The sequence below is a fragment of the Kitasatospora sp. NPDC015121 genome (assembly GCF_055562955.1).
Genome location: NZ_JBVHEH010000016.1, coordinates 141,020 through 163,779, shown reverse-complemented (window position 1 = coordinate 163,779; position 22,760 = coordinate 141,020). Strand labels below are relative to the sequence as shown.

The following is a 22,760-nucleotide window of genomic DNA, read 5'->3' as shown; positions in this document are numbered from 1 at the left end:
CTCCCCCGCTCCGGGGGCGGCGGGCCGTTCCGCGTTCCCGCGCTACCCCGGCAGCCGGTAGGTGCCCGGGCCGACCGGCTCGACCAGCCCGTCGGCGACCAGCCCGTCCAGCGCCCGGGCCCGCTGCACCGCGTCCGGCCACACCACGTCCAACTGACCCTGGGCGACCAGCCCGTGGGCCTCCCGCAGCACCGCCAGCAGCTTGCCGCGCACCTGCCGGTCGGTGCCCTCGTACGTCTGGCCGCGCCGGGCCGGGCCCTGGTACGGCGGGCGGCCGGCCCGCTGCCAGGCGCAGTCGGCGCGCAGCGGGCAGGCGCCGCACTCCGGGCCGCGGGCGGTGCAGACCAGGGCGCCCAGCTCCATCACCGCGACCGCCCAGGTCGCCGCCCGCTCGTCGCCGGCCGGCAGCAGCTCCCGCGCGGTGCGGCGCTCGGCGGCGGTGGTGGCGTTGGCCGGGTACTCGACGCCGGTCACCGCCCGGGCGAACACCCGGCGCACGTTGGTGTCCAGCACCGGGTGCCGCTGCCGGAACGCGAACGAGGCGACCGCGGCCGCCGTGTACTCCCCCACCCCCGGCAGCGCCAGCAGCTCCGCGTGGTCGCTCGGCACCTCGCCGCCGTGCCGCTCGGTGATCGCCACCGCCGCCCCGTGCAGCCGCAGCGCGCGGCGCGGGTAGCCGAGCCGGCCCCACATCCGCACCGCCTCGCCCGGCGCGTCCGCGGCCAGGGCGGCGGGCGTGGGCCAGCGCTCCAGCCAGGCCGCGTAGGCGGGCAGCACCCGCTTCACCGGCGTCTGCTGGAGCATGAACTCGCTGACCATCACGGCCCACGGCGAGGCGTCCGGCGCCCGCCAGGGCAGGTCGCGGGCGTGGGCCTCGTACCAGCCGATGACGGTCGAGTGCAGCGCCTGGACGGCGCCCGGGGCGAGGGGGGAAGCAGTGGCAGCCATGGTTCTCCCGATCCTGCCACGTCCCGGCCCGCGGGCTTAAAGCCCCAGGTCGTCGAGCTCCTTGAGCAGGTCCGCGCGCGGGCTGGCCGGCGCTTGGCCGGACTTCCCGCCCGGGGCGGGCAGCGGCAGGGCGCCACCGTCCGGGACGGCGGGCGCGGCGGCCCGCCGCGGGTGCCGGTCGCGGAAGACCCAGGCCCCGGCCAGGCCGCCGACCAGCCCGCCGAGGTGGCCCAGCCAGGACACCCCGGGGGTGCCGGGCACCGCCGTGGTCAGGATGTAGGCGAAGGACGCCCCCATCACCACGCCGATCAGCGAGTCGATCAGGTTCCGGTCGAACAGGCCGCGCAGCACCACGTAGCCGAAGTACCCGAAGACCATGCCGCTCGCGCCGACGGTCACCGCGTCCGTCCGCTCGAACAGCCACACCGCCGTCCCGCTGGTCACCACCACCAGCGCCGTCAGGCCGAGGAACTTGCGCACCCCGCGGTAGGCGGCGAGGAAGCCGAACACGAACAGCGGGCCCGAATTGCTCTCCAGGTGCTGCCAGTTCAGGTGCAGCAGGGGCGCGGTCAGCAGGTAGCCGAGACTGTCCGGGTCGTGCGAGCGGATGCCGTGCTCCAGCGCCACCTCACCGTCCAGCAGCCAGTTCACCAGCTGCACGGCCCACACCAGGCACAGGAAACCGAACATGACGAAGAACGCGCGCCGCGCCTCGGCGATCATCCGCGCCGGGTCGAGGCCGGCGCCGGTGGCGGTGGGAGCGTGGTCGTGCGGGGAGGCCATGAGGGCGACTATAGGGGGACGCGCCGCCGTGTCGGGTCCCTCTTCCGGAGCAAATGGCGGATCATGTGAAAGAAGTGGTCCCGGTGCGGTGTTGATGCGTCAACAGGTGCACAAGGTCTCGTAGAGTTTGCGCGTGCCCTCTCTGCGCCAGCCCGTCGGACCACTGCCCGCCTCGATCTACTGGCGGCGCCGCGTCGTGGTCCTGTCCGCCCTCGCCGTCGTCCTCCTCGTGGTGGGCTGGCTCGCGTTCGGCCCCGGCGGCGACGGCGACAAGCAGAAGAAGGCCGGCGGGAACAGCCCGCTGCCCGCGCCCGCACAGTCCATCACCCCCGGCGCGTCCCCGACCGGGCCCGCGATCACCACCCGTCCCGGCGGCTCGTCCGGCGGCAGCGGTGGCGGCGCGGCGAGCGGCGGTGCGGCGAGCGGCGGCGCGGGCGGCGAGATCAGCGTCACCGGGGGCGGCTCCTCCTCCGGCGGCGGGGGCTCGGCCTCCGGCGGCGCGGGTGGCGGCACCGGCGGCGGTGGCGGCACCGGCGGCGGCGGTTCCCGGACGGGCGGCGGGGCCTCGCCCGCCGTCAACACCACCGAGGTGATGGCGCTGCCGGTCTGCACCACCTCGCAGCTCACCCTCGAACTCGCCTCCGCGCAGAACTCGTACGCGCCGAAGGACAAGCCGAAGCTGGCCCTGACGATCCGCAACTCCTCCGGGTCGGGCTGCCGGATCAACCTCTCGCACGAGTTCTCCTTCCTGACGGTCACCTCCAGCGCCAACGAGCGGGTCTGGTCCTCCGCGGACTGCATCGCCGAGCGCGTCGACGCCTGGGCCCAGATCGCCGGCAACAGCGGCGTCACCGAGACCTTCACCTGGGACCGCACCCGCTCCAAGCCCCAGTGCGCCACCCCCGACCCGGCCCCCGCCCAGCCCGGCAACTACCTCGTCCAGGCCGACCTCACCGGCCCGGCCGGCGGACCGCTCTCGGCCCGGGCGTCGATCCGGCTGGAGAGCTGAGCGGACGTCCCCGACGGGGCACCGCCCTAGTCCGCCCAGCTGGTGCCGCGCAGGGTGCGGCCGAGGGTGAGGGGGAGCAGGGCGACGGCGAGGGCCGTGGCGAGCAGGGTGAGGACGGTGGGGGCGGGGAGGCGGTCGAGGAGCAGGCCCGCGGTCATCGTGCCGAGCGGGAGGCCCGCCATCAGGAGGGTCATGGTGCCGGCCATCGCGCGGCCGCGCATCGCCTCGGGGACCCGCTGGAAGACCAGGACGTCCAGCAGGACCCGCAGGGACGGGGCGCCGAGGCAGCCGAAGGCGAGGGCGGCGAAGACCTGGAGCGGGCCGGAGGCCGCCGCGCAGGCGGCGAAGGCGGCCGCGCCGGCCCAGCCGACGGCGAGCATCAGCCGACCGGGGCTGAGCAGGCGGTGCAGGCGGGGGACGAGTAGCGCCCCGAGCAGGCCGCCGACGGCCTCGCCGGTGAGGACCAGGCCGATGCCCGCCTCGGAGGTGCCGTGCTCGCGGAGCAGGACCATGACGGCGAGCAGGATCGCCGAGCCGGTGAGGTTGAGCCCGGCGGCGATCAGCACGGCACCGCGCATCGTCCGGTGGGCGAGCAGGTGGCGCAGGCCGGCCAGCGCGGCGCCCCTCTCCCTGCCCCCGGTCGTCCCGTCCGCCCCGGGACGGGAGTCGAACCGGACGGCGACGCTCGCACCGAGGGCCAGGCCGGAGGTCAGGACGGTGGTGAGGAAGGGGACCGCGCTGCCGAGGCCGAGCAGGAAGCCGGCCAGCGGCGGTCCGGCCAGCGCGGCGCCGTTGACCCGCAGTTCGTCCTGCGAGAGGGCCTGGCGGAGCTGCTCGGGCGGGACGACGGCGCGCAGCGCGAGCATCCGGGAGGGGCCGCCGTAGGCCATGGTGGCGCCGATGACGGCGGCGGCGAACAGCGCGTGCGGGACGGTCAGCAGGTCGGCGACCAGGGCGAGCGCGACGCTGAGCGCGGTGAGCAGCCGGACGGTGTCGGCGACGATCAGGATCCGCCGCCGGTCGTGCCGGTCGGCGACCGTGCCGCCGTGCAGGCCGAACAGCACGGACGCCCCGAACTGGACGGCGCCGAACGCCCCGGCCACGGTCGGGGAGCCGGTCATCGCGAGCAGCAGCAGCGGGTACGCGGTGTCGGCGAGGCAGGTGCCGAGCATCGCGGACGCGGAGCCGGCCCAGAGGGTCTGGAAGCGGCGGTTGCGGCGCAGCGGCACCACGACGGCTTCCGGTTCGGCTGTGGTGCTCATCCCTCGTACCCCGTTCATGCTTCCGCCCATGTTCATGTCGCAGCAACCATTCACGTGCACATGAATGGTTGCACCAGAGGGAATGATTGCGCAAGCGTTGACGCTATGGCTGAATGTGAACGTGGCTGAACAGATGAAGGAGCGCGAGGTCACCGACGTCGCGACGCTCAAGGCGCTGGCCGACCCGCTGCGGCTGGCCGTGCTCGGGGTGCTGATGAAGCGCGACCCGGAGCCGGTCTCGGTGAAGGAGGTCGCCGCGGCGCTGGAGGAGGCGCCGACCAAGCTGTACCGGCACGTCAAGCAGCTGGAGCAGGCCGGGCTGGTGTACGTGGCGGAGACCCGGCTGGTCTCCGGGATCGTGGAGAGCCGCTACCGCTCCGCCCAGCGGTCCCTGCGGCTGTCGCCGCAGGTCTACGCGGAGGGCGACGAGCCGCCCGGCGCGCTGGGGGCGATCCTGGCGGCGATGGACCTGGTGCGCGCGGACTTCCGGCGCGACTTCCTGGCGGGCCGGATCGACCTGACCCCGGCGGCGCAGGGCAACCCGCACCCCGGCAAGTTCGCGCACGCCACCTTCCGGCTCAGCCCCGAACGGCTGCGGCGGCTGCGCGCCCGACTGGACGAGGCGCTGGACGAGGTGTTCGCGGAGGGCGACTCCACCGACCCGGACGCCGTCGAGGTGGCGCTGTTCGCCCTGCTGTACGCCGTCCGGCCGCCCGCGGAGGACTAGACGTACCGCTCCAGGATGGAGGACTCGGCGAGCCGGGACAGCCCCTCGCGCACCGAGCGGGCCCGGGTCTCGCCGACGCCCTCCACGGTCTGCAGGTCGTCGATGGACGCGGCGAGCAGCTTCTGCAGGCCGCCGAAGTGGTCGACCAGCCGCTCGATGACGGTGTTCGGCAGCCGGGGCACCTTGGCGAGCAGCCGGTAGCCGCGCGGGGAGACCGCGGAGTCCAGCGACTCGGGGGTGCCGGTGTAGCCGAGCGCCTTGGCGACGGTCTGCAGGTCGAGCAGCTCGGCGTGGGTCAGCGCCTCCAGGTCGGCGAGCACCTCGGTGACCGTGCGGCCCTTCTTCGCCGCCCGGTCCGGGAAGTAGTCGCGCACCACCAGCTCGCGCTCGGGCTCGACGCCGGCGATCAGCTCGTCCAGCTGCAGCGACAGCAGCCGGCCGTCGGTGCCCAGCTCCAGCACGTACCCGGCGATCTCACCGGCGATCAGCCGGACCATCTCCAGGCGCTGCACCACCGCCGAGACGTCCCGGACGGTGACCAGGTCCTCGATCTCCAGGGCGGACAGGGTGCCGGCCACCTCGTCCAGGCGGAGCTTGTAGCGCTCCAGGGTGGCCAGCGCCTGGTTGGCCCGGGACAGCACCGTGGTGGAGTCCTCCAGCACCCGCCGGGCGCCGTTGACGTAGATCGCGATCAGCCGCATCGAGTGCGAGACCGCGACCACCGGGAAGCCGGTCTGCCGGTTGACCCGCTCGGCGGTGCGGTGGCGGGTGCCGGTCTCGTCGGTGGGGATGTTCGCGTCCGGCATCAGGTGGACGCCCGCGCGCAGGATCTTGGCGTGGTCCTTGTCCAGGATCACCGCGCCGTCCAGCTTGCACAGCTCGCGCAGCCGGGTGGCGGTGAACTCGACGTCCAGCACGAAACCGCCGGTGCACAGCGCGTCCACGCTCTTGTCGAAGCCGAGCACGATCAGGCCGCCGGTGTTGGCCCGGAGCACCCGCTCCAGGCCGTCACGCAGTGCCGTGCCCGGCGCGATCGCACTGAGGGAAGCCCGCAGCAGGGCCTCCTCGCGGGAGGACTTGTCCGCCCGGTCGATGGCTGCCACGTGACTCCTTGGGCCGACCCGAACCGTGTGCCGCGGCGGCCGACGGTCTGTCTGTTGTTGCTGCGAATGATGCCGATGAGCAGCTGAAGTCTAACTGCGTACGGCCGCGACGGGGCGTGGGTCAGGCCAGTTCGTCCGAGTCGACCGGCTCCCAACCCGCCATCAGCTCCTCCGGGTAGGCCTGGACCGGGGCCTGGGCGCGGGCCCGGGCGAGCGCCTGGGCGCCCGGATCGCCCGGCGTGCGGGCCGACGGCGCGGTGTCCGCCTTCGGCTTCGAGCGGGGGCGGCGGCCGGGGATCGCGCGCAGCGCCTCGCCGATGTCGGAGACCTCCACCACCTGCATGCCGGCCGGGACCTTGCCCGGGTCCGGCGGGACGAGCGCGTGGGTGAAGCCGAGCCGGTGGGCCTCCGCCAGGCGCCGCTGCACGCCGGTCACCCGCCGCACCTCGCCCGCCAGGCCGACCTCGCCGATCGCCACCAGGTTGTTCGGCAGCGGCGTGTCGGTCGAGGACGAGGCCACCGCCAGGGCGATCGCCAGGTCGGCCGACGGCTCGGTGAGCTTCACGCCGCCGACCGTGGCCGTGTAGATGTCCTGCTTGCCGAGCTTCACGCCGCCGTGCCGCTCCACCACCGCCAGGATCATCGCGATCCGCGGCGACTCCAGACCCGAGGTGGTGCGCCTCGGCGAGGGGATCTGCGAGTCGACCATCAACGCCTGCACCTCGGCCACCAGCGGCCGCTTGCCCTCCAGCGTGACGGTCAGGCAGGTGCCCGGGACGGCCTTGTCGCGGCGGGTCAGGAACAGGCCGGACGGGTCGGCCAGGCCGACGATGCCCTCGTCGTGCAGCTCGAAGCAGCCGACCTCGTCGGTCGCGCCGTAGCGGTTCTTCACGCCGCGGATCAGCCGCAGCCGGGCGTGCCGGTCGCCCTCGAAGGAGAGCACCACGTCCACCAGGTGCTCCAGCAGGCGGGGGCCGGCGATCTGGCCGTCCTTGGTGACGTGGCCGACCAGCAGGGTGGCCATGCCACGCTCCTTGGAGGCCCGGATCAGCGCGCCCGCCACCTCGCGGACCTGCGCCGGACCGCCCGGGGCGCCGTCCAGCTCGGCGGAGGCGATGGTCTGCACCGAGTCCAGGATCAGGAGCGAGGGGTTGACCGCCTCGATGTGGCCGAGCACCGCGCCCAGGTCCTGCTCGGCGGCCAGGTAGAGGTGGTCGGAGAGCGCCTTGATCCGGTCCGCGCGCAGCCGGACCTGGCCGGCCGACTCCTCGCCGGTGACGTACAGCGTGCGGTGCCGGTCGCTGGCGGCCTTGGCCGCGACGTCCAGCAGCAGGGTCGACTTGCCGACGCCGGGCTCGCCCGCGAGCAGCACCACCGCGCCCGGCACCAGGCCGCCGCCGAGCACCCGGTCCAGCTCCGGGACGCCGGTGGAGCGGGCCGTCGCCACCTGCCCGTCGACCTGCCCGATCGGCTTGGCGGGCGCGGAGACCGGCCCCGCCGCCGTCGTCCGGACCGGGACCGCGCCGTGCTCCTCCACCGTGCCCCAGGCGTTGCACTCGGGACAGCGGCCGACCCACTTGAGCAGTTGGGCGCCGCACTCGGTGCAGCGGTACGACGGGCGCGGCTTCGCGGTGGTCTTGGTACGGGCAGCCATGCGGGCCACGGTAGCGCCTCGCACCGACAACGCCCGGACCTCACCCGAACGGCGTCAACCGGGCGAACAAGGAATCGGTCCTGTTACCCGAAAGAAGGACAAATGGCGGAAACCTTCGGGGCGGCGGGTTTCGGCTGCCTACCGTCGGTTCCGTGACCACCGGCCAGCCCCCCCACCCCGTCGACCCGACCCCGGCCCTCCGGGCGTACGGCGCGTGCGTCGACGGGCTGTTCACCTACTGCCTGTCCGTGCTCTGCGAGCACGAAGCCGCGACCTCGGCCGTCCTGGAGGTCCGCGACCTGGCCCTGCGCCACGGCGACCGGGTCGACGACCCGGCGCTGCTGCGCGCCTGGCTGTACGCACTGGCCCGGCACCGCTGCCTGGCCCGCCTCGAAGGCGACCGCGGCGCGGACGGCGCGTCCCCGCCCGGCTCCCCGGGCGCGCTGCGCGAGCGGCGGCGCGAACTCGCCTCGCTGGCCTGGCCCGAGGCGGCCGGCACCGACCCCGAGCAGCGCGAGGCGCTGGAGCTGGCGGTGCGCCACCGGCTGGACGGCGCGGAGGTCGCGGCGGTGCTCGGCCTGAGCGCCGAGGACGCGGCCGCGCTGCTGGACGCGGCGGGCGCCGAGGTCGGCCGGACCAGGACCGCGCTGCTCGTCCTCGGCGTCGGCTCCTGCCCCGAACTGGCCCAGCTCGGCGGCGTCGGCGCGGAGTCCTGGCGGGGCTGGGTGCTCGGCCCGGCGCTGCGCCGCGAACTCGTCCTGCACCTGGTCGAGTGCCCGACCTGCCGGGGCACCGCCGAACGGGTCGCCGGGCAGCTCGGGCACGGCCTGGCCGGACTGCCCGGGCTGCCGCTGCTGGCCGCGCCCGGGCCGCTGCGCCCCGGCGCGGCGCCGTCCGGCGGGACGGCCTTCCTGACCGGCGCGGCCGCGGGCCGGCGGGCCGCGCAGGGCCCGGCCGAGCCCCGCTTCGACCAGCGCGGCTTCCCCCGGCACCGGATGCCCCCGGCACCGCGCGGCGCGGCGGTGCGGCAGCGGGTGGTGACCACCGGCGTGCTGGCGGCGGTGCTGGCCGCGCCGGTGGTGGCGCTGTGGAGCGCGCACCGGGGCGGCGCCGAGGACCACGCCGCGGCGGTCTCCTCGGTGCGGGTGGACCCGACGGCGGCGCCCGGGCGGCGGGTGCCGGTGCCCGAGCCGACGCCGGCCGCGGTCGCCGCGCTGCCGCCGGCCGCCCCGGTGCAGGTGCTGGAGCTGGTCGGCGCGGTGGCCGCAGAAACGTCCCTGCCGACGGTTCAGGGCCCCGCCGTGCCGGTGCCCTCGCGCGGCGCCACCCCGCTCTCCAGTCCCGCCCTGACCCCCGAACCCGCCCCGGCGCCGTCCGCCGCGGACCGGCTGACCGTGACGGCCGGCGCGTACGGCAACCGCACCGTGCTGACCCTCACCAACACCGGGGACGGGCCGCTCGCCTGGCACGCCGTGCTGGACGTCGACTGGCTGCGGCTGAGCCGGGACGCCGGCACCCTGGAGCCCGGCCAGCGGATCACCGTCACCGTCACCGTCGACGAGGCGCGCGCCCCGCAGTCCCGCTGGACCGCGCGCCTGGCGCTGCCGCCGTCCACCGCCGTGGTGACCCTGGAGGGCGGCAGCGACCACCGCGGCGTCCCCACCCCGGACCCGACCGGGAGCCCGACGCCCGCGCCCTCGCCCTCCCCGTCCGCGAGCACGGGCGACCCGACCCCGGCCGACCCCTCGCCGTCCGCCTCGGCCTCCGCGCCCGCCTCGCCCCCGGCCCCGGCCTCGCCGTCGTCCGCGCCGTCGTCCTCGGCCTCGTCCGCTCCGACGCCGAGCCCGTCCGCGTCCGCACCGCCCGCGTCCGCACCGCCCGAGTCCCCGGCCGGCTCTGCCGCGCCGTGACGGCGGGTCAGTCCGCCGCGGTGCGCCGGCCCGCCAGCCAGCGCTCACCGCGGGCCACCGCCTCCTCCAGCGAGGCGTCCAGGACGGGGTCGGCGGGAACGACTCCGTCCGCGCCGAGCGCGCCGGCCAGCCCGGTGTGCTCGGTGAGCCGGACGAAGGAGGGCTGCGCCCCGGCGACGATCAGCCGTCCGCCGCGGGCGCCCAGCTCCTCGTTCCGGCGGCGCAGCAGCTTGACCACGCTGGACGAGGGGACGTCGGGGACGGCCCGGACCACCAGCACCAGCACGGCCGGGCCGTCGGGCGCCCCCGGCCAGGCCGACTCGATCAGCGGGAGCTCCGCGAACAGGCTGACCCCGCCGTAGGCGAGCACGGTGACCCGCCCGGCGGGCAGCTCGGCGGGCACCTCGGCGGTCCGCCAGTGGCCGTCGCCGGTCGGGACGAGCGCGGTCAGCCGGGCCTGCCGGGAGGCCTGCACGCAGTAGAGCAGCAGCGAGAGCACCACGCCGAGGATGATCGCCTGCTGCAGCGGCAGCTGGGTGGTGCCCAGGAAGGTGACCGCCATCGCGGCGGCGGACAGCGGCGAGGTCCGCAGCACCAGCCTGACGTCCGGGACCTTGCCGACGATCAGTTCGCCGCCGACCACGATGATCAGCCCGCCGATCACCGGCATCGGGATGTGCTCGGCGAGCGGCGCCAGGGCCAGCACGACCAGCGCCAGCCAGACGCCGGAGAACACGCCCGCCCAGCGGGTGCGGGCCCCGGCGGAGACCGCGACGCCGGTGCGCGACAGCGAACCGCCGACCGGCAGCGACTGGAACAGCGCGCCGGTGACGTTGGCGAGGCCCTGCGCGGTGAAGTCGCCGTTGACGCTCGACTTCGAGCCGTCCGGGTTGGGCACCGACGGGCTGATCCCGGCCGCCTGGGCGAGCGCCACCAGCGCGATCGACAGCGCCCCGCCGAGCAGGTGTCGGGCCGCCGACCAGTCGGGCGCGGTGAAGTGCGGCAGCGCGGCCGGGATCCCGGCGATGCCGCCGACCAGCTCCACGTCGGTGCCGAACACCGCCACGCCCGCGCTGACCAGCACCATCGCCACCAGCAGCGCCACCGTCCGCAGCCGCTCCATCGCGTGCGCCAGCGCCCACACCGCGACGGTCGCCGCCGCCACCAGCGTCGCCGCGAGCTCCCAGGACCCGGCGTGCAGCAGCCAGTCGCCGAGCTGCACCAGCTTGTTGTGGCCCTGCGGCCGGTACCCGGTGGCGTCCTTGAGCACGCCGACCACGATCTGCAGCGCGATGCCGGCGGAGAAGCCGACCATCACCGCGTTGGAGACGAAGCTCAGCACCACGCCCAGCCGCAGCACGCCCATCAGCAGCATCACCACGCCGGACAGCACGCCCAGCAGCGCGACGTTCCCGGCGTCGGAGGGGTCCAGCCCGGCGTCGCTCAGCACGCTCTGCGAGGTCAGCGCGACGGCGCTGGTCAGCGTGGTGACCATCAGCACGGTCCGGGCGGTCAACGAGCCGACGACCGCCGGGACGACGCCGGAGAACAGGCCCGCGACCGGGTTGAACCCGGCGATCGACGCGTACGCCATGCCCTCCGGGATCGAGAACAGGCCGGTGACCAGTCCGGCGGTGACGTCGCTCGGCTTCGGCCGGCCCAGGCCGCGCGGGCGCCGGGGCCGGGGCCAGGAGTGGGGTCGGGGCCAAAGGTGGGAGTGGGGACGGGGGTGGGGCCCGGGCCGGGGTCGGCCCATCAGGCCAGCCCCGACACGGCGTCGCCGACGTACTTCACGCCCAGGACCAGCAGCAGCACGACCATGATCGCCGAGTTGTGCGCGGACATCCACGCCTTCCAGCCGCCCAGCACCTCGGTCGCCCGCGCCCCGCCGAGCAGGTAGACGCCCAGCGGCAGCAGCGTGCACAGCGAGCCGATCAGCACCAGCAGCACCCCGGCGACCGCCTTGCCGCCGCCGCTCGCGCCGCTGGTGGCGACGGAGACCGCGCCGCCGACCGCCAGCACCAGGTTCTTCGGGTTGGCGGCGACCAGCACCGCGGCCAGCCCCGCCGACTTCGGCGGGGTGAACCGGTCGATCGCCCGCATCCACCCCGGCGCCTCGGCGGCCCGGCCCTCCCGCGGCCGCGCCCGCCACTGCCTGACCGCCAGCAGCAGGAACAGCACGCCCAGCGCGAGCTTCACCCAGTACGACCAGTCGGGCGTCCCCGCGGCGCTGTCGATGCCCGAACCGGCCAGCACCACCGCGGTGGTGACCGCGCCCAGCGCCACCACCCAGCCGGCCGCGAACGCGATGCCGTTGGACCGCCCGCGCGGGGTGGCCAGCATCAGGATCACCGCGATCAGCGGCAGCGGGCTGATCGCGATGCCGACCGCCGAGGCCAGCATCTGCCCGATCGCGTCACCCATCTCCGTCCCCTCTCCGTTCCCCCGCGTGCCCCTGCTCCGGTCGGCCCGCTCCGGTCGACCCGCTCCGGTCAGCGCAGCCGGATCGCGGGCAGCCGGTAGCTGCCGTCCAGCACCTCGTCCTTCGGCTGGTACATCCGCACCATCGGTCGGAAGCCGCCCTCCGGCGCGGGCAGCCAGTTCGCGAACTCGTCGGCGTCGGTGGGCCGTTCGTGCTGGAGGTGGAGCGTCAGCGAGCCGTCCTCGCCGTACACCAGGCCGGGCGTGCGGTCGCCGATCGAGTACCGGTCGATCTCGTTGGCGACCAGCAGGTACTCCGGGGTGCCGTACATCGTCACCGACCAGAACGCGCCCACCGGCGGGGTCCGCTCGAACCGCAGGGTGTACGCGTGCGCGCCGGTCAGCGGGACGCCGTCCGCGTCGTTGTAGGTGGTGGCGTACGCGGCCTCGTAGGCGTGGTTGCCCCACAGGCCGGTCCGGGCGGCCACCGCGCGGGACAGGTAGGCGGAGCGGCGGTCGGCGATCCGCCACTGCGGCTCGTCGCGGGTGCCGGGGCCGAGGTGGTCCAGGTTGTAGTCGAACAGGTGCAGGTTGGCGGCCCACTCGCCGGTGGGGTCGTCGGTGCCGGCGGTCGCGGCCTCCACCCGTTCGCGGCCCGCCGCCAGGCCCTTGGCCAGCGCCGCCGCCCACTCCGGCGGGCCGTCCAGGTAGGGCGAGCGGCCCTGGTCGAGCAGGCCGATCGGGGCGAAGCGCTGCTGGAACTCCACGTCGGCGGCGGCGGGCGGGAACGCGGCCGCCCAGACCCGCAGCCGTTCCAGGAACAGCAGCTCCGCGGGGACGTCCGGCTCCGGCTCCGGCAGGCCCGCGCCGGCGTTCCCCTCCACCGGGGTGAGCGTCAACTGCCGCTGCAGCTCCCGCACTCGGGGCAGGTCGTCCGGCCCGGAGCAGGAGTTGCGCCCCAGGATCACGGCGACCGCCGTCGGGGAGGTGATCACCGGTACGCCCTCCGGTGCCGTCCCGCGCCAGCCGGGCGGGGCGACCAGCCAGGTCTGCTCGGCGGTGCCGGACGAACGGCGGCCCACGTAGGCGAAGTTGTTCGTCCAGGCGTCGATGAACTGCAGCACGTCGTACGCGCCGCCGGTGTCCGGGACGTGCAGCAGCAGCGGGCCGGCCGACAGGTCCAGCGGGGCGATCGAGTACACCGTGTCGTTGTTCACCGACACGAAGTGCGAGGAGGCGTCGCCGAGTTCGGTGGCGTGGCCGAAGGTGTTCCACGGCGTCGGACCGATCGAGGCCAGCCCGCGGCGGACGATGCCGTCCACCGCGGTCAGGCCGGCCACCAGCGGGGAGCCGTACACGTGGGCCTCGGCGGCCAGCATCTCGGGCGTGGCGTCAGCCATCCGAACGTCCTTGTCTGGTCGGGTACTTCAGCGGGTGGTGAGGGTGGGGAGCTGCCAACTGCCGTCCAGCAGCTCGGGCTTCGGGCCGTAGGCGCGCACCGCGACGAAGTACGGGCCTTCGGGGGCAGGCAACCAGTTCGCGAACTCGTCCGGTTCGGTGGGGCGTTGGTGCTGGAGATGGAGGGTCAGCGAGCCGTCCGCGCCGTACACCAGGCCGGGCGTGCGGTCACCGATCGAGTACCGGTCGATCTCGTTGGCGACCAGCAGGCGCTCCGGGAGGCGGTACACCGTCGCCGACCAGAAGAACCGGGCCGGCGGCAGCCGGCCGGCCGGGAAGTGCAGCACGGCCGGCTCCCGGCCGCCCGCCGCCGACTCCCAGCCGCCGTACCAGGCCTCCTCGGCCGGCAGCCCGTACAGGCCCTTGAGGGCGCCGCAGGCCCGGTCCAGGTAGCGGGTGCCCAGCTGCTCGCGGGTGCCGAACAGGGCGGTGCCGGTGGCCGCGCCGTCCGTCGCCGCGACCAGCTCGGCCCGGCCGTCCGCGATGCCCGCGAGCAGTGCCTCGCGCACCTCGGCGGGCAGTGCCGCCGGTTCGAAGTCGCCGCCGCCGATGCCCAGTTCGGCGAGTCGGCCGCGCAGTTCGGCGTCCGCGGGCAGGGTCGGGAAGAAGCCCAGCAGGAAGTCGAGCAGGGCGAAGAACTCCAGCGTGCCGAGCGCCTCCTCGCCCCGCCAGACCGGCCACACCGGTTCGGCGGCGACCGGCCGCGGCGTGCCCAGGTGCTCGCTCAGCGGCTTCAGCACGTACCCGGCCTGCACCCGCTCGACCTCCGGCACGTCCGCGGGGCCCGCCGAGAACGTCCGCCCGAGGATGCCGACCAGGTTGGTGTCGGCCCGCAGCACCCCGTCGAAGCCCTCCGGCGGGTGCGCCTCGTGCCCCGGGCCCGCGATCAGGTAGCGGCCCGCGCCGTCGCCGGTGGCGCGCGAGCCGACGAAGCCGACGTACGCGGTGTCCAGGTCGTGCACCGGCAGCACGTGGTAGCGGTCGGTGGCGGGCTTCTCCAGCACCCAGGGCTCGGCCCGCAGGTCCAGCCAGGCCCACGAGTACGGGGTGTCGTTGTTGGGCGTCACCACGTCCGTGTTGGCCGGGGTGAACGGCCGCGGGTAGTGCCGGAACACGCCGAAGCCCCCGACGTACCGGGGGTCCGCGTCGTCGATCGCCTGCGGGTAGATCGTCCGGTAGTTCTCCACCAGCGGGTAGCCCCAGACCCACGCCCGCGCCGCCGTCCGCCGCACCGCCGCCGGATCCGCGCCGACCGGGTTCCCCATCTCGCCCACCCTTCTCCCCCCGAAAGGGAACAATCAGACATACCGGTACACCGGGATGCTATGTGCTCCCTTTTCGATCGGCACTCCGACGGCGGGCCGGGGCGGGTGACGCGCCGTCCGCCGACGGCGGGCCGGGGCGGGTGACGCGCCGTCCGCCAGCGGCGGGCCCGAGCCGGTGACGCGCCGTCTGCCGGCGGCAGAACCGCTCCGCCGACGGCGAACCCGGCACATGGACGGCCCCCCGGGCGGAGACCCTCGGAGGCATGGACATCCTTCTGCTCGGCGGATCCAAGTTCCTCGGCCGCGCCTACGCCGCCGAGGCCCTCGCCCGCGGCCACCGCGTCACCACCTTCAACCGCGGCGTCAGCCGCGCCGACCTGCCCGGCGTCGAAGCCGTCCACGGCGACCGCGCCGACCCCGACGCGATCGCCCGCCTCGTCGACGGCCGCCACTGGGACGCCGTCATCGACACCTCCGGCCAGCAGCCCCACGACGTCGCCACCACCGCCCGGCTGCTCGACGGCCGGGCCGGGCACTACGGCTTCGTCTCCTCGATCCACGCCTTCGCCGACTGGCCCGCCCACCCCGTCGACGCCGACTCCCCCACCCTCGACTGCGCCGGCGACCTCCCGCCCGACCAGCCCTTCGCCAACGCGCTCAAGGCCGGCTGCGAGCGCGCCCTGGCCGCGAACTTCGGCGGGCCGGCCGCGATCCTCAACTGCGGCCTGCTGATCGGCCCGCACGAACCCATCGGCCGCCTCCCCTGGTGGCTCGACCGGATCGCCCGCGGCGGCCGCGTCCTCGCCCCCGGCGCGCCCGACCGTCCGCTCAGCCTCGTCGACGCCCGTGACTTCGCCGCGTTCGGCCTCGACCTCGCCGAACGGAGGGCCGCCGGACGCTACGTCACCACCGCGCCGATCCGCTCCGCCACGACCGGCGAGTTCCTCGACGCCTGCCGCACCGCGACCGGCTCCGACGCCGAACTCGTCTGGACCCCGGACGCCGACCTGCTCGCCGCGGACGTCTCCCCCTGGGTCGAACTCCCCCTCTGGGCGCCCGCCACCGACGGCTGGCACGGCACCTGGCAGGCCGACCCCGCCACCGCCCTCGCCGCCGGCCTGCGGATCCGCCCGCTGCTCGACACCGTCACCGACACCTGGGCCTGGCTGGAGTCCGGCGGCCGCGCGGAGGTCGCCTACCGGCAGCTCGACACGCCGCTGGGGATCGACCCGGCGAAGGAGCGGGCCATCCTCGACGGGCGGTAGGCGGCCCGGGGCGCCGGGCCCTCAGTACGTCCGGCGGGTGACCAGTTCGGCGAGGGCCAGCAGGTCGTCGGCGCGGGACGGGTCCGGCACGGCGGCGGCCAGGTGCGCGATGGCGGCGGCCATCCGGTCGCAGCTCTCGGTCTGGGCCCAGCCGCGGCCGCCCGCCCGGTCGACCGCGTCGGCGGCCGCGGCGAGCTCGGTGGGGCTGAGCGGGCGGCCGGTGGCGTAGAGCGCGGCGAGTTCGGCGCCGGCCGGGGTGCCGGAGGAGAGGGCGTGGACGACCGGGAGGGACTTCTTGCGGGCGGCCAGGTCCGCGCCCACCGGCTTGCCGGTGACCGCGGGGTCGCCCCAGATGCCGATCAGGTCGTCGATCAGCTGGAAGGCCAGCCCGATCTCGCGGCCGAAGGCGTCCATCGCGTCGGCGGTCTCCGCGTCCGCCCCCGCGTACAGCGCGCCGAGCGCGCACGCGCAGCCGAGCAGGGCGCCGGTCTTGCCCTCCGCCATGGTCAGGCACTCGGCCAGGGTGACGTCGGTGCGCTGTTCGAACGAGCAGTCGGCCTGCTGGCCCGCGCAGAGCTCGACCACGCAGTCGGCGAGGCGGCGGACCGACGCGGCGGCCGCCGGGTGCGGGTCCTCGGCGAGCACCCGCAGCGCCAGCGAGTGCATGGCGTCGCCGGCCAGGATCGCCCCCGTGGTGCCGAACACCCGCCAGGCGGTGGGCCGGTGGCGGCGGGTGTGGTCGCGGTCGAGGACGTCGTCGTGCAGCAGGGTGAAGTTGTGCACCAGCTCGACGGCGGCCGCGGCCCGGACCGCGTCCTGCGGGCGGCCGCCGACGGCGGTCGTCGCGGCCAGCACCATCGCCGGCCGGATCGCCTTGCCCGCACCGACCGCGCTCGGGGCGCCGTCGGCCTCCAGCCAGCCCAGGTGGTAGCCGGAGATCAGCCGCATCGACTCCGGGAGGGTGTCGACGGCGGCCCGCAGCGCGGGGTCGACGACGGCGCGGGCCCGGCCGAGCAGGGCCATCGCCTCGGCGGTGTCGCGGCCGCCGTCGACCGCCCCGACGGCCTCGGTCTCGACCGTCGTGCTCTCGCCGTGCTGCCCGCGTTCGGGCACGGTGATGGCCATGCTGGATCCTCCCCCTCGACGGCCCCGGCTGCGGGGCGGCGGGAATGTGCTCTGACGGTCCGTCAGGCGGTGGGACGGGCGGGCCCAGGACGGTGGGCCCGCCCGGTGGTCAGTGCTGCCAGTGGGCGACGTCCACGTTCTCCAGGACGCCGATCGCGTCGGGGACGAGGATCGCCGCCGAGTAGTAGGCGCTGACCAGGTACTTGACCACGGCCTTCTCGTCGATGCCCATGAAGCGGACGTTCAGCCCGGGCTCGACCTGGTCCGGGAGCGCGCCGGGCCGCAGGCCGATCACGCCCTGGTTGTCCTCGCCGACCCGCATCGCCAGGATCGAGGTGGTGCCGTCGACCACCGGGATCTTGTTGCAGGACAGGATCGGGACGCCGCGCCAGCTCGGCACCGTCTTGCCCTCGTACCGGATCGCCTCCGGGTACAGCCCGCGGCTGTTGCACTCCCGGCCGAAGGCGGCGATCGCCTTCGGGTGGGCCAGGTAGAACTTGGTGCTGCGGCGGCGGCAGAGCAGTTCGTCCATGTCGTCCGGGGTGGGCGGGCCGGAGTGGGTCTGGATCCGCTGGCCGTACTCGGCGTTGGCCAGCAGGCCGAACTCCGGGTTGTTGACCAGCTCGTGCTCCTGCCGCTCGCGCAGTGCCTCGACGGTCAGCCGCAGCTGGTGCTCGGTCTGGTCCATCGGCTTGTTGTAGAGGTCGGCGACCCGGCTGTGCACCCGCAGCACCGTCTGCGCGACGCTCAACTCGTACTCGCGCGGCGAGAGTTCGTAGTCCACGAAGGCGGTCGGCAGGTCGTGCTCGCCCTGGTGGCCGGCCGACATGCCGATCGCCGCCTCGCCCTTGTGGGTCTGCGGGAGCTGCGAGTCGGCGATGAAGGCGAGGATCTGGTCGCGTAGCGCCTCGGAGCGGTCCGCCAGCTCCTGGAAGGCCGGCCAGGCCAGCACCAGCGCGGTGCCCGCGGTGGCCGCCTTGACGCTGTAGGGCCAGCGGCGGTCGGCGACGGTGAGCGCCTCGTCGCCGATGTGGTCGCCGTCCGCGAAGGTGCCGAGCACGGTCGGGTCGCCGTACTTGCCGATGCCGATCTTGTCGACCTTGCCGTGCGCGACCAGGAACACCTCGTCGATCTCGGCGCCCTGCTCGATCAGCACCTCGCCCGCCGCGAAGTCGCGCTGGACGAAGCGGCCGGCCAGCTCGACGAGCAGCGCGTCGTCCTCGAACCCGCGCAGCACCGGGACCTCGCGCAGCGTGGGCGGGACGACGCTGACCCGGCGACCGCTCTGCGCGAAGCTCACCCGGCCCCGGCCGACCGCGTACGAGAGGCGCCGGTTGACCCGGTAGGTACCGCCCGAGACCTCGACCCAGGGCAGCGCGCGGAGCAGCCAGCGGTTGCTGATCTCCTGCATCTGCGGGGCCGACTTGGTGGTCGACGCGAGGTTCTTGGCGGCCGCCACCGAGAGGCTGCTCTGCTGCCTCGTCTGGGGAGTTCCGGCGGTCGTTTCGGTCGTCATTTCGGCGGGGCCCCTGATCTGATCGTGTCGACGGCACGTTGCGGCAACCATGCTGACGGCCGTTCAGGTGAGGCGGCAATCACTCGTGGGGGTGATTCAGGTGCGTGCGCGCAATAGTGCGACCAGCGCACTGGATCGATCATCGGTCGATCCGCGCGCCGCCCGGGCGGGGTCGCGGGGGCTGCCGCGAAGGCTCGCGCGGTGGCTTTCCGGATGGCCTTCCGGGCGGCCTTCCGGACGGCTTTCCGGGTGCTTGTCGGGACCCCCTCAGGACCCCCTCGTTTCGGGCGTCCGCGCAGCTCACCCACCCCCTGTTCGAATCGACTCGGAACAGCGCTATGGTGGCCCCCTCACCGCGTGGTGACCGCCGCCACAGCGCAGGCGAACCGGTCGGTGACCTCCCATCGGCACGCCCTTCTCCAGGGAGACCCCTCGTGACCGCGCCCGTCCGCGTCTGGCTGAACCGCACCTACGCCGAGAACGTCTTCTTCATCGATCTGCTGCGCTCCGCGCCGCGTCCCGTTCACGTCCTCGCCACCCACGTCGACCCCGACTCCCCCGTCCTCGCCGCCGCCGACCTGGGTGCCCTGGAACCCGACGGCCTCTCGGCCGAGGCGTACGTGGAGTTCGCGCTGGCCTTCTGCGCCCGCCACGACGTGGACGTCTTCCTGCCCCGCCTGCACCAGCTCGCGATATCGCTGCGCCACCGCGACTTCGAGGCCCTGGGCACCGCCCTGGTCTGCCCGCCCGCCTCGGCGATCTCCCTGTTCGCCAGCAAGACCGACGGCTACCGGGCGCTGGACGCCGCCGGACTGCCCACCCCGCTGTGGCGGCACGCCGACACCTCGGCCGAACTGCTCGCCGCCGTCGAGGAGATCGAGGCGACCGGCGTCCCCGCCTGCCTCAAGCCGGCCTCCGGCGCGGGCGGCGAGGGCTTCCGCGTCCTGACCCGCGAGCCGTTCAGCCTCCGCCGACTCGCCGGGTACGTCGACTCCCGGGTCCAACTCGACCAGGTACTGGGCGCGTTGGAGGACTCGCCGGCCCCCGCCGATCTGCTGGTGATGCCCTACCTGGACGGCCCCGAGGTCTCGGTCGACTGCCTGGCCGAACGGGACGGACGGGTGCTGGCCGCGGTCGGCCGCACCAAGCAGGGCCGCCGCCGCGGCTTCACCGTCGACCCCGCCTACCTGGAGCCGGCCCGCCGCCTGGTCGAGGAGTTCGGCGTCGGCCACCTGTCGAACGTCCAGTTCCGGCACGAGCGGCACACCGGCCGTCCGGTCGTCCTCGACATCAACACCCGCCCGTCCGGCGGCCTGCACCAACTCCGGGTGTGCGGGCTGAACCTGCCCGCCGCCGCGCTCGAACTCGCCCTCGGTGCCCGGCCCGTGCTCCCCGCGGCGGAGGAACTCACGCTCGGCGAGTACACCCTGGTCTCCACCATCCAGGCGCTGCTGCCCCGGCAGTCCGCCGTGCCCGCGCTGGAGCGGATCGAGAGTACCGAGGCCACCGCCGGCACCGCCCCCGTGGCCGCCCCCGGCGCCGTCGCCGTCCCTGTCACCACAGCCGTCGACACCGGTGCCGCCGGTGCCGTAGCCGGTGCCGAACTCCTTTCCGCGGCAGGCTAGTTCGACTCCGCCGGCCCGGACCAGTCCAGGGTCGGCGGCAGCACGCCCTCCAGGGTGAGCAGCCAGCGCTTCGTCTCCACCCCGTGCCAGGCCCCGCCGAAACCGCCCAACCCGTCCGCCGCCACCACCCGGTGGCACGGCACCAGCAGCGGCAGCGGGTTCGCACCCATCATCTGCCCCACCGTCCGGGCCGGTACCCCCGGCTCGGACGGCTCGGCGAACACCCCGCTGCGGGAGGCGAGTTCGCCGTAGGTGACGGTCCGGCCCCAACCGACGGTCGCCAGCAGGCAGCGCAGCACCACCAGATGCGGGCCACTGGCCAGCGACCAGTCGATGGGCAGCTCCAACTCCCGCCGCACGCCCGCGAAGTACTCACCCACCCGGGCCCGCACCAGCTCCACCCGCCGCGGATCCGTGCACTCCGGCCCGGCCGTCCCGGCCGCCCCCGTGTAACTGGCGGACGCCACGCCCCGGGCGGTCACCCCGAACCGCATCGGCCCGCTCGGCAGGGGGGTCGGGACGGTCACCCAGGAGAGCTCCATCCCTCCACTCTAGAACCCGTAGAACCCCGTCCCTCCGGCCCTATGGCCTCCGCCGGAGGGACGGAGGAGCCCTACAGGTGGTCGCGGAGGTAGCCGGCGAGGGTGCGGGACCAGGTGGCGAGGGCGGCCCGGTCGGGGGCTTCGCCGGCGCCCAGCGCGGCGAGCTGCTCGGTGGAGAGGTGTCCGCTCGCGGCCAGCGCGGAGAGGCCCGCGAGGACGGCCGAGAGCCGTTCGGCGTCGCCGTGGCCGAGCATCACGAGGGTGTCGGTGTGGCCGATGGTCATGGAGCCGGGCATCGCGTCCTCCTCGGTCGGTCCCTGCTGCGGTCCGCTACCGGCCTTCGATCACTCCTCGACCGGCACTCCGTCCACCGTACGACCGCCGGAGCCGGGTCGCGCGGGGGACCGCTCGCCCGTTCGGACCACCCGGATGGCCGGGGGCGGGGCGGCCGTCGGACGGTCGGAGCACGTGTGTCCGCCGGGTGACAGGGAGCGCAGATGCCAGCAGAGGCCGCCGGTCCGTCCCAACCGCCCAGTCTGCGGGAGCTGCTGCGCAGTCCCGGCTACGGGCGGTTGCTGTTGGTGTCGGCCCTGGTCGGGGTGCCGGTCTCGCTGGCGGCGTTCGGCTTCGTGAGCCTGGAGCACGAACTGCAGCACTGGGTGTGGGAGTCGCTGCCGGACCGGCTCGGCTACGAGCGGGCGCCGTGGTGGTGGCCGCTGCCCGCGCTGGCCCTGGCCGGTCTGCTGCTGGCCCCGATCGTGACCCGGATGCCCGGCCGGGGCGGACACACCCCGGTGCTGGGGCTGGGCGGCCCGCCGACCCTGCCGGTGGAGGTGCCGTCGGTCGTCCTGGCGGCCCTGGCCTCGCTGCCGCTGGGCGCGGTGCTCGGCCCGGAGGCGCCGCTGATGGCGCTGGGCAGCGGGCTGGCGCTGTTGACGGTGAGTGCCGCGAAACGGGCGACCAGTCCGATGGTGGGACCGATGCTGGGCGCGGCCGGGTCGACGGCGGCGATCGCCACGATCTTCGGGAGCCCGCTGGTCGCGGCGGTCATGATGATCGAGGCGGCGGGCCTGGGCGGGGCGCAGCTGACCCTGCTGCTGCTGCCGTGCCTGCTCTCCTCCGGCGTGGGCGCGCTGGTGTTCACCGGGTTCGGACACTGGACGGGCCTGTCGATCGGCTCGCTGAACCTGCCGTCCGTCCCGAAGGCGCACCTGCCGGACGCCGGGGACTTCCTGTGGGGTGTGCCGCTGGCGATGGTGATCGCGGTGGTCCTGGTCGCGGGGCAGACCCTGGGCCACCGCTTCGCCGCCTTCACGGCGCACCGGACGGCGACCCGGACGGTGCTGTGCGCGGTGCTGGTGGGCGCCTGCATCGCCGGGTACGCGCTGGTGACCGGACGCTCGCCCGAGGAGGCCGCGCTGTCCGGTCAGGCCGCGCTCGGAGAGCTGGCGGCAGACCCGCGGAGCTGGTCGGTGGGCGCCCTGCTGGCCCTCGTGCTGTTCAAGGGCCTGGGCTGGGGCGTGGCCCTCGGGTCGCTGCGCGGTGGCCCGATCTTCCCGGCGGTCCTGCTGGGCGCCGCCCTCGGCGTGGCGGCCGGCGGCCTGCCGGGCCTGGGCATCGAGGCGGGACTGGCCGCCGGCCTGGCCGCGAGCGGCGCGGCGGTCATGCGGCTGCCGGTGACCAGCACGGTGCTCGCGTCGGCGCTGCTGGGCGACCAGGCGGCGGATTCGATGCCCCTGCTGATCGTCTCGGCGGTGGTGTCGTTCCTGACCGCGACGTTCGTGCACCGGGTGGCCGCGCCACGGCCTGCGGCGGAGGAGCGGGTGGCGGCCTGAGGTCGGTGTCGCGACATCGGTGACGCGACATCGGTGACGCGATATCGGTGTCGTGGCATCGGTGACGCGACACCGATGACTTGGCATCGGTGCGCCAGCATCCATGTCACGGCATCGATGCCGCAGCATCTGTGTCACGGCATCCGTGTCGCGACATCGATGACTTGGCATCGGTGTTCCGGCATCGGTGTCGTGACACCGGTGCCACGACACCAATGCCGCAGCACTGCGGCGAGTGCGGCGGCTGTCCGGTGCGGGCGGGGCGGTCTGCCGGGCATCCACGCCGGGCAGGGCCGGGCGGCCGGACGTCGG

At 75.0% G+C, this 22,760-nt stretch carries 19 protein-coding genes; 6 read left to right on the top strand and 13 right to left on the bottom strand.

What is annotated here, in order from left to right:
• Window positions 1–42: 42 nt before the first annotated feature.
• The gene (locus ACZ3J7_RS24905; protein ID WP_465624849.1) at window positions 43–948 is read right to left on the bottom strand and encodes an HhH-GPD family protein; all 906 of its coding nucleotides are present in this window, start codon (window positions 946–948) and stop codon (window positions 43–45) included.
• A gap of 36 nt (window positions 949–984) precedes the next feature.
• Window positions 985–1,731 carry a rhomboid family intramembrane serine protease gene (locus ACZ3J7_RS24900; protein ID WP_465624847.1) on the bottom strand — a complete coding sequence of 249 codons (747 nt, stop codon included), beginning with the start codon at window positions 1,729–1,731 and terminating at the stop codon, window positions 985–987.
• 133 nt (window positions 1,732–1,864) lie between these two features.
• On the opposite strand from ACZ3J7_RS24900, the gene ACZ3J7_RS24895 reads away from it, so the two are divergent.
• A complete protein-coding gene (locus tag ACZ3J7_RS24895) occupies window positions 1,865–2,740 on the top strand; it encodes a hypothetical protein (RefSeq protein WP_465624845.1) in 876 nt (291 codons plus the stop codon).
• A 26-nt stretch (window positions 2,741–2,766) separates the two neighbouring features.
• On the opposite strand, the gene ACZ3J7_RS24890 is transcribed toward ACZ3J7_RS24895, so the two are convergent.
• Window positions 2,767–4,002: an MFS transporter gene (locus ACZ3J7_RS24890; protein ID WP_465624843.1), complete on the bottom strand. Its 1,236-nt coding sequence runs from the start codon at window positions 4,000–4,002 to the stop codon at window positions 2,767–2,769.
• Window positions 4,003–4,123: 121 nt separating this feature from the next.
• On the opposite strand from ACZ3J7_RS24890, the gene ACZ3J7_RS24885 reads away from it, so the two are divergent.
• Window positions 4,124–4,729: a helix-turn-helix domain-containing protein gene (locus tag ACZ3J7_RS24885; RefSeq protein ID WP_465624841.1), complete on the top strand. Its 606-nt coding sequence runs from the start codon at window positions 4,124–4,126 to the stop codon at window positions 4,727–4,729.
• Here ACZ3J7_RS24885 and disA read toward each other — a convergent pair.
• Together disA and radA are read right to left on the bottom strand one after the other, a co-directional pair.
• Window positions 4,726–5,832 carry a DNA integrity scanning diadenylate cyclase DisA gene (gene disA, locus ACZ3J7_RS24880; RefSeq protein ID WP_014136538.1) on the bottom strand — a complete coding sequence of 369 codons (1,107 nt, stop codon included), beginning with the start codon at window positions 5,830–5,832 and terminating at the stop codon, window positions 4,726–4,728. The genes ACZ3J7_RS24885 and disA overlap by 4 nt on opposite strands.
• 121 nt (window positions 5,833–5,953) lie before the next feature.
• Window positions 5,954–7,486: a DNA repair protein RadA gene (gene radA, locus ACZ3J7_RS24875; protein WP_465624839.1), complete on the bottom strand. Its 1,533-nt coding sequence runs from the start codon at window positions 7,484–7,486 to the stop codon at window positions 5,954–5,956.
• A 152-nt stretch (window positions 7,487–7,638) separates the two neighbouring features.
• Here radA and ACZ3J7_RS24870 point away from each other — a divergent pair, with 152 nt between their 5' ends.
• Entirely contained in the window at window positions 7,639–9,396 is a 1,758-nt protein-coding gene (locus ACZ3J7_RS24870; protein WP_465624837.1) for a BACON domain-containing protein, read from the top strand.
• 7 nt (window positions 9,397–9,403) lie between these two features.
• On the opposite strand, the gene ACZ3J7_RS24865 is transcribed toward ACZ3J7_RS24870, so the two are convergent.
• The 4 genes from ACZ3J7_RS24865 to ACZ3J7_RS24850 all read right to left on the bottom strand — a co-directional run bounded on the left by ACZ3J7_RS24865 (window position 9,404) and on the right by ACZ3J7_RS24850 (window position 14,540).
• Window positions 9,404–10,990: a SulP family inorganic anion transporter gene (locus ACZ3J7_RS24865; RefSeq protein WP_465624836.1), complete on the bottom strand. Its 1,587-nt coding sequence runs from the start codon at window positions 10,988–10,990 to the stop codon at window positions 9,404–9,406.
• A 161-nt stretch (window positions 10,991–11,151) separates the two neighbouring features.
• Complete coding sequence (locus ACZ3J7_RS24860; RefSeq protein ID WP_465624834.1) at window positions 11,152–11,820, bottom strand: GAP family protein; 669 nt, start codon at window positions 11,818–11,820, stop codon at window positions 11,152–11,154.
• Window positions 11,821–11,888: 68 nt separating this feature from the next.
• Entirely contained in the window at window positions 11,889–13,217 is a 1,329-nt protein-coding gene (locus ACZ3J7_RS24855) for a DUF1254 domain-containing protein (protein ID WP_465624832.1), read from the bottom strand.
• 27 nt (window positions 13,218–13,244) lie between these two features.
• Window positions 13,245–14,540, bottom strand: a complete 1,296-nt coding sequence (locus tag ACZ3J7_RS24850) for a DUF1254 domain-containing protein (RefSeq protein ID WP_465624831.1) — start codon at window positions 14,538–14,540, stop codon at window positions 13,245–13,247.
• 263 nt (window positions 14,541–14,803) lie between these two features.
• Between ACZ3J7_RS24850 and ACZ3J7_RS24845 the strand changes: the two genes are divergently transcribed.
• A complete protein-coding gene (locus ACZ3J7_RS24845; protein ID WP_465624829.1) occupies window positions 14,804–15,805 on the top strand; it encodes an NAD-dependent epimerase/dehydratase family protein in 1,002 nt (333 codons plus the stop codon).
• A 21-nt stretch (window positions 15,806–15,826) separates the two neighbouring features.
• Here the strand turns inward: ACZ3J7_RS24845 and ACZ3J7_RS24840 are convergent, their stop codons facing one another.
• A complete protein-coding gene (locus ACZ3J7_RS24840) occupies window positions 15,827–16,930 on the bottom strand; it encodes a family 2 encapsulin nanocompartment cargo protein polyprenyl transferase (protein WP_465624827.1) in 1,104 nt (367 codons plus the stop codon).
• A gap of 109 nt (window positions 16,931–17,039) precedes the next feature.
• A complete protein-coding gene (locus tag ACZ3J7_RS24835) occupies window positions 17,040–18,446 on the bottom strand; it encodes a family 2B encapsulin nanocompartment shell protein (protein ID WP_465624825.1) in 1,407 nt (468 codons plus the stop codon).
• 434 nt (window positions 18,447–18,880) lie between these two features.
• Here ACZ3J7_RS24835 and ACZ3J7_RS24830 point away from each other — a divergent pair, with 434 nt between their 5' ends.
• Window positions 18,881–20,071: an ATP-grasp domain-containing protein gene (locus tag ACZ3J7_RS24830; RefSeq protein ID WP_465624824.1), complete on the top strand. Its 1,191-nt coding sequence runs from the start codon at window positions 18,881–18,883 to the stop codon at window positions 20,069–20,071.
• Here ACZ3J7_RS24830 and ACZ3J7_RS24825 read toward each other — a convergent pair.
• Window positions 20,068–20,613, bottom strand: coding sequence for a methylated-DNA--[protein]-cysteine S-methyltransferase (locus ACZ3J7_RS24825; RefSeq protein WP_465624822.1), 546 nt, complete (start codon window positions 20,611–20,613; stop codon window positions 20,068–20,070). The two genes, ACZ3J7_RS24830 and ACZ3J7_RS24825, sit on opposite strands and share 4 nt — an antisense overlap.
• A 71-nt stretch (window positions 20,614–20,684) precedes the next feature.
• The gene (locus ACZ3J7_RS24820; protein ID WP_465624820.1) at window positions 20,685–20,909 is read right to left on the bottom strand and encodes a hypothetical protein; all 225 of its coding nucleotides are present in this window, start codon (window positions 20,907–20,909) and stop codon (window positions 20,685–20,687) included.
• A 201-nt stretch (window positions 20,910–21,110) separates the two neighbouring features.
• Between ACZ3J7_RS24820 and ACZ3J7_RS24815 the strand changes: the two genes are divergently transcribed.
• The gene (locus ACZ3J7_RS24815; protein ID WP_465624818.1) at window positions 21,111–22,448 is read left to right on the top strand and encodes a chloride channel protein; all 1,338 of its coding nucleotides are present in this window, start codon (window positions 21,111–21,113) and stop codon (window positions 22,446–22,448) included.
• The last annotated feature ends 312 nt before the right edge of the window (window positions 22,449–22,760 follow it).